The organism is Kitasatospora sp. NPDC036755, assembly GCF_040636595.1.
In the GTDB taxonomy this organism is placed as follows: Bacteria; Actinomycetota; Actinomycetes; order Streptomycetales; family Streptomycetaceae; genus Kitasatospora.
In genome coordinates this window covers 1-6958 of the sequence record NZ_JBEZUT010000400.1, presented here as the reverse complement: position 1 = coordinate 6958, position 6958 = coordinate 1, and the positions used below count along the sequence as shown (strand labels likewise).

2 protein-coding genes and 1 pseudogene are annotated in these 6958 nt (G+C 73.4%); 1 reads left to right on the top strand and 2 read right to left on the bottom strand.

Features of this window, described 5'->3' with window-relative positions; all coding sequences use genetic code 11:
* Positions 1-460: 460 nt before the first annotated feature.
* Positions 461-2938, bottom strand: coding sequence for a SpoIIE family protein phosphatase (locus tag AB0E96_RS36305; RefSeq protein ID WP_359830289.1), 2478 nt, complete (start codon positions 2936-2938; stop codon positions 461-463).
* Positions 2939-2988: 50 nt separating this feature from the next.
* Positions 2989-6441 (bottom strand): HAMP domain-containing protein, encoded by a 3453-nt coding sequence (locus tag AB0E96_RS36300; RefSeq protein ID WP_359830288.1) that lies wholly within the window; start codon positions 6439-6441, stop codon positions 2989-2991.
* A 302-nt stretch (positions 6442-6743) separates the two neighbouring features.
* Here AB0E96_RS36300 and AB0E96_RS36295 point away from each other — a divergent pair.
* Positions 6744-6958: pseudogene (locus tag AB0E96_RS36295) on the top strand (RNA polymerase sigma factor SigF); the annotation flags it as partial.

The following is a 6958-nucleotide window of genomic DNA, read 5'->3' as shown; positions in this document are numbered from 1 at the left end:
GTCGAAGTGCAGGAACTCGGTCACCCGCGCGGTGCGGGTCACGTCGAAGCGGGTGAGGTTGCCGCACAGGGTGCAGCGCCAGCGCGTCTCGGCGGCTGTGGCTGCTCTTCGCCGGCAACGGGGCGTACGAACCGGCGGGCTTCGCCCCCACCCACCGCGCCGCCCTGGCCGACGGGAAACTCGACGTCCGGGTCGTCGACGGCGGCAGTCCCTTCGCCCGCACCCGGCTCGCCGCCGCGTTCCTCACCGGCACCCTGCACCGCTCCCGGGTCTACCGGACCGCCCGGCTGAGCGCCCTGGAGCTGGACTTCCTCGGCGACGCCGACCGGATCGCCGTCGACGGGGAGAGCGTCCCCGCCCGCGGCGCCCTGCGGCTGTCCAAGAGCCCCGCCGCCCTGACCGTCTACCGCCCGCCGGTCGCCTCCTGAGCGCTCGTCCGGTGGGCCCGCTCCGGGCGGGCCTACCGGACGGCCACCCCGACCAGGCAGGTGTCGTCGTCCGTGTCGGCACTGCTGTACCGCAGCAGGTGGTCCAGCTGGTCCTGGAGCCCCGCCTCGCCCGTGGCCGCCACCCGGTGGGCCTGCTCGACGAGGGCCGTCAGACTGGTCAGCGAGGCCTGGAGGGACTCGTCCCGGCGCTCGATCAGCCCGTCGGTGTACATCACCAGGGTGTCGCCCGGCTCCAGCGGCAACTCGCCCTCCTCGTACTCCGCCTGGTCCACGGCGCCGAGCAGGATGCCGCCCAGCTGCGGAAGGGTGGTCGCACGCCCCGCCCGTTGCAGGACCGGCGGCGGATGCCCCGCGCGGGCCCAGCGGAGCCGGCCCGTCCCGGGCTCGTAGAGGCCGCAGACCGCGGTGGCGGTCACGTTGTCGGTGAGGTGGTGGGTGACGCTGTTGAGCCAGCTCAGCAGCTGGGCCGGCCCGGCACCGGTCGCGGCCAGCCCGCGCAGCGCGTTGCGCAGGGCGACCATGCCGGTGGCGGCCTCGATGCCGTGCCCGGAGACGTCGCCCACGCACAGCAGGACGTCGCCGGAGGGCAGGGTGAGCGTGTCGTACCAGTCGCCTCCGACCAGGTGGTCCTTCTCGGCCGGACGGTAGCGGACGGCGACGTGCAGGTCGGGCAGGTCCAACGGGCCCCGGGTGGGCGGCATGATGGCGTGCTGGAGCTGGAGGGCGAGCCGGCTGCGCTCCGCCGCCTGCTGCTCGCTCTGGGCCAGCTGGTCGCGGGTCGCGGCCAGGGCGACCTCCGTCCAGTGCTGGGCGGAGATGTCCTGGTAGGCGCCGCGGACGATCCGCAGACTGCTGTCCGGGGCGGGCACCGGCTCCGCCACGACGCGGATGTGCCGGGTGACGCCGTCGGGGCGCTGGAGGCGGAAGGCGGTGGAGGCCGGCCGCCGGTGGTGCAGCAGGGTGCGCAGGAAGCGGCCGATGGTGTGCCGGTCGTCCGGGTGGGCGTGGTCGGCCAGTTGGTCCAGGGCGATCGGCGGGGAGCCGGACGGCAGCCCGTGCAGCTCGAACAGGGTCTCGTTCCAGGCGATCTGACGGGTCATCAGATCCTCCTCGAAGCCGCCGATCCGGCCGAGCCGCTGCGCGTGCTGGAGCAGCCGGGCGACCCGCGGGGTGCCGTCGCCGAGGCGCCAGACCACCGCCACGTGGGTCCCGTGCCGGCTGATGCTCACCTGGGCCAGGGCGGTCAGCGGCACGCCGTCGACCAGGGCCGCGAGCCGCATGCCGTGGGTGCGGAAGGGCTCCCCGGTGGCGAAGACGTGCTCGACCTTCTCCGCCAGGCCGCCGGGTTCCGCCGCCAGCGGGTACGCCTCCAGCAGGTGGGTGCCCGCGATGGCGCTGGTCGGCCGCCCGGCGAAGTCGACGAAGGTGGGATTGACGTGCCGGATCACGAACCGGGGGAGGTGGTCGTCGCCGTCGGGCGACAACCGGAGGATCATGCACGGGTCGAGCAGGCCGTCGACCAGCTGCCGCAGTTCGCCGAACTGCCGGTCGGCCGGATCGGGGCTGGCGGGCTCCGGGCAGCTCCAGGCCTCCAGGGTGGCGGCCGCCAGCTCCGCGAGTGCCTCGAACTGCCGTTGCAGGGACTGGGAGTGCTCGGGCAGCGCGTCGTGCCAGCAGATCTCCAGGACCCCGATGAGCCGGCCGCCGGTGCCGGCCGGGACGGCCAGCCGGCCGCCGCGGACCTCGTGCTGGCCGATCGACGGCAGGGAGGCGTCGGCGAGTGTCGGGTAGCGGACGGCGGACCGCTCGTCCAGGGCCCGGCGGGCCGGGGTGGGAACGCCGGGCGGGACGTGGCGCCAGCGCCGGGCCTCCTCCTCGGGGAAGCCGGCGCTGCCCGCGAGGGACAGCGAGAGGTCGGGGTGGGCCGCCCAGACGGCGACGGCGGCCACGCCGAGCGGCCGCAGGGCGTGCTCCAGCATGGACCGCGCGGCCGCCGCCGCGTCGCCGCCGGCGAGCACGTCCGCCTCGGTGCTGCGGAGCCGGACGGCCACCGGATCGGCCGGCGGGGCGGCGTCCGCCGACGGTGCGGAGGCCCCGGCGACGAAGCTCCGTACGAGCGCCGAGATCTCGTCCGCGGCGGACTGGTTGACCAGGTCGGCGGCGAGCTCCAGGGGCGACGTCCCGGACTGCTCGGAGAGGTTCTCCAGCTGCCTGGCCGCCTCGGTGGGGCTGCACCGCAGGCGCTCGACGAGGACGCCGACGGCCATCTCGATCACGGCGCGGCCCGCCGTGTGGGCCTGGGCGTGGTCCAGTTCCAGCCGTAGCCGCTCGACGGTGCCGGCCAGCCGGCCGACCGCCGTCGCCTCGCGTTCGGACGGGCGGGTCTCCGGTGTTCCGGTCGTGGCGTCGCGCCCGGCGACGGGCGTGCCGGGGGTCGGCCCGGTCGACGGGCTGCTGCCGGCGGGGGACTGCTCCGGTGGCTGGTGCACGGTCGGGGCTCCTGGGGCGTGGCGGCTCGGGGCGGGCGGCTGGGGACGCGCTACGAGGACAGCAGGTGCTTGATCCGGCTGATCACCTGGTCGGCGTCGACCGGTTTGGTGATGTAGTCGCTGGCACCCGAGGCCAGGCTCTTCTCCCGGTCGCCGATCATCGCCTTGGCGGTGACGGCGATGATCGGCAGTCCCTCGTGCTCGGGCATGGCGCGGATCGCGGCGGTGGCGGAGTAGCCGTCCATCTCCGGCATCATCACGTCCATGAGGATCACGTCGATGCCCGGGTGGACGGCGAGCGCCTCCAGGGCGGCGCGTCCGTTCTCGGCCTGGAGGACGTGCATGCCGTGCAGCTCCAGGATGCTGGTGATCGCGTAGAGGTTGCGGTCGTCGTCGTCGACGACCAGCGCGGTGCGGCCGGTGAGCACCGGGTCGGCACCGGGGGTCCGGGCGGGCTCGCGGTCCGTGTCCCGGACCAGCTGGACGACGCCCCCGGGCCGGTCGGCGCTCATGTGCAGCGCGATGCGCTCGCGCAGCTCGTCGAGGCTGGAGAGGAGTTCCAGGGGCTGCTCGCCCCGCCGGCGGACCGCGTGCTCGTTGTCCGGGACGACGCCCCGGTTGTCGTGGGCCAGGACCGGGACGGTGTACAGGGCCGGGTCGCCCTCCATCTCCTCCAGGAGGGTCGCCGACGTTCCGTCGGGCAGCCCCAGTTCCAGGACGACGCAGTGGCAGGGGGCGGTGGCCAGGGCGGTGGCGGCCTCCTGCGCGCCGACCGCCGTGACGATCTCGACCGGCCGCTGCCCGCCGGAGTAGCGGGCGAGGTCGGCGACGGCGTTCTCCGCGACCAGGGAGAGCAGGCCGTTCGGGCGGCCCTCCACCACGAGCAGCCGCCGCGGCCGGCCGCCGGCCGCCCGTGCCGGGTCGTGCCCGGCGTCCTGGGACGGCACCGTGGCCACGCGTTCGGGAGCTCCGGGCGCGGTGCCGGGGCCGGCGGCGGAGAGGTGGGCGGGCTCGGACGGCAGGTAGAGGGTGAAGGTGCTGCCCCGGCCCAGGGTGCTCTCCACGGTGATCGCGCCGCCCAGCAGGAAGGCGATCTCGCGGCTGATCGACAGGCCGAGGCCGGTCCCGCCGTACTTGCGGCTGGTGGTGCCGTCGGCCTGCTGGAAGGCGCCGAACACGGTCTCCAGGTGCTGCGGGGCGATGCCGATGCCGGTGTCGGTGACGTGGAAGGCGAGCACCGGACCGTCGCGGCGCACGCCGTCCGGGATCCCGTCCTCGTGGGCGGGTTCGATCCGCAGCTCGACCCGGCCCTGCTCGGTGAACTTGACGGCGTTGGACAGCAGGTTGCGCAGGACCTGGCGCAACCGGTAGTCGTCCGTGCGGAGTTCGGCCGGGACCCGACTGGCCGTCCGGACGGCGAAGGCGAGGTTCTTCTGGCCGGTCAGCGGACGGAAGGTGGCCTCCACGTAGTCGAGCAGCGACTGGAGCGGCACCGCCTCGACGTTGAGGTCCATCTTCCCCGCCTCGACCTTGGAGAGGTCGAGGATGTCGTTGATCAGCTGTAGCAGGTCGGAGCCGGCGGAGTGGATGATGCCGGCGTACTCGACCTGCTTGGCGGTCAGGTTCCGGGTGGGGTTCTGCGCCAGCAGCTGGGCCAGGATGAGCAGGCTGTTGAGCGGGGTGCGCAGCTCGTGGCTCATGTTGGCCAGGAACTCGGACTTGTACTTGGAGGCGAGGGACAGCTGGTGGGCGCGCTCCTCCAGCTCCTGGCGGGCCTGTTCGATCTCCAGGTTCTTGGTCTCGATGTCGTGGTTCTGCCGGGCCAGCAGCTCCGCCTTCTCCTCCAGTTCGGCGTTGGAGGCCTGGAGCTCCTCCTGGCGTGCCTGCAACTCCTCGGACCGGGTCTGGAGTTCGGCGGTGAGCCGCTGGGACTCGCCGAGCAGTTCGTCGGTGCGGGCGTTGGCGATGATGGCGTTGACGTTGACGCCGATGGTCTCCATCAGCTGGTCGAGGAAGTCCCGGTGGACCTCGGTGAAGGGGCGGACGGAGGCCAGTTCGATGACGCCGAGGACCTGCTCCTCGACCACGATCGGCAGCACGATCAGCGACAGCGACTCGGTGCGGCCGAGACCGGAGGAGGCGGCCAGGTAGTCCGGCGGGAGGGAGTCGACGGCGATGGTGCGCCGGCTGCGCGCGGCCTGGCCCACGAAGGACTCGCCGAGGCGGAAGCGGGTCGGGCGCTCACCGTCGGGGAACGCGTAGGAGCCGACGAGCCGCAGCACCGTTCCGCGGGGGCTCTCCTCGGCGAGGTAGAAGGCGCCGCACTGTCCGCCCACCAGCGGGGCGAGTTCGTCCATGACCGACTCGGCGACCACCGAGAGGTCCCGCCGGCCCTGCATCAGCGCCGAGAAGCGGGCGAGGTTGGTCTTGAGCCAGTCCTGTTCCTCGTTGGCGCGGGTGGTCTGGCGCAGGGACTCCACCATGGCGTTGATGTTGTCCTTGAGGTCGGCGACCTCGCCGGAGGCGTCCACGGTGATCGAACGGGTGAGGTCCCCGGCGGTGACGGCGCCGGTCACCTCGGCGATGGCCCGGACCTGCCGGGTGAGGTTGCCGGCCAGCTCGTTGACGTTCGCCGTGAGCCGCTTCCAGGTGCCGGAGACGCCCTCGACCCGGGCCTGGGCGCCCAGGCGGCCCTCGGTGCCGACCTCGCGGGCGACCCGGGTGACCTCGTCGGCGAACGACGAGAGCTGGTCGACCATGGTGTTGATGGTGGTCTTCAACTCCAGGATCTCGCCCCGGGCGGTCACGGTGATCTTCTGGGTGAGGTCGCCCTCGGCCACCGCCGTGGCGACCTGGGCGATCGAGCGGACCTGCGCGGTGAGGTTGCCGGCCATGGAGTTCACCGAGTCCGTCAGGTCGCGCCACGTCCCCGAGACGCCCTCGACCCGGGCCTGGCCGCCCAGGCGCCCCTCGGTGCCGACCTCGCGGGCGACCCGGGTGACCTCCCCGGCGAACGAGGACAGCTGGTCGACCATCGTGTTGACGGTGTCCTTGAGTTCCAGGATCTCGCCCCGGGCGTCGACCTCGATCTTCTGGGTGAGGTCCCCGCGAGCCACCGCCGTCGTCACCTGGGCGATGTTGCGCACCTGCCAGGTGAGGTTGCCGGCCATCGCGTTGACGGAGTCGGTGAGGTCCGCCCAGGTGCCCGACACTCCCGGCACCTGCGCCTGGCCGCCGAGCCGCCCCTCGGTGCCGACCTCGCGGGCCACCCGGGTCACTTCCGAGGTGAAGTGCGACAGTTGGTCGACCATGCCGTTGAACACGGTGGCGATCTCGCCGAGCAGCCCGTCCGCGTCGTCGGGCAGCTCGGTGCTGAAGTCGCCGTCCCGCACGGCCGTCAGACCCGCCAGCAGCTGCCGGAGCTCCGCCTCGTTGACCAGCGCGGTGCCCGGGCCGTCCGGCGGGCGGTGCTGCGACTCGGGGGACAGGATCGGGCCAGCCATCGAAATGTCGCCTCCGTAGAACGCCGCGCCGCCGGCCCGCATCCGGTCGCGGACACCTCGGGACGGGCCGCGGCTCCAGGTGTGATGTGTTCCCGTCCGGAGGCTATCGCAGCCGTTCGCCGAGCCGAAACGGCTGGTCGTCGCGTTGGTCCCGCCGGTTCACCGCGCTAGCCTGGGCCGTTCCGCGACGCACCCGAAGTGTACGAACCTCCTTCATGGAACCTTCACGACCGGTGACCGCATCGATCGGCCGGGACGGGGTAACGGGCGTTGCGTCACGAAGAAACGAGGAAAGGACTCCGATGGCCGCGACCACTGGTGAACCGCTCGTCTCCCCGGCCGCCTCCGCCACGGCGGGCCTGCGGGACCTGCTGCCGCCGGAGCTGGCGGCGGCGGAGGACCTGCGCGAGGTCGCGCCGGCCGACGCCCGGGAGCTGACCCGGGTGCTGCTGCGCCGGCTCGCGGCGCTGGAGGAGGGCACCCGGGAGTACTCGTACGTGCGGGCCACCCTGGTGGA

Bases quoted from the DNA above. Each gene is read 5' to 3' on its own strand.
- AB0E96_RS36300 (WP_359830288.1), bottom strand. From the start codon at position 6,441: ATGGCTGGCCCGATCCTGTCCCCCGAGTCGCAGCACCGCCCGCCGGAC.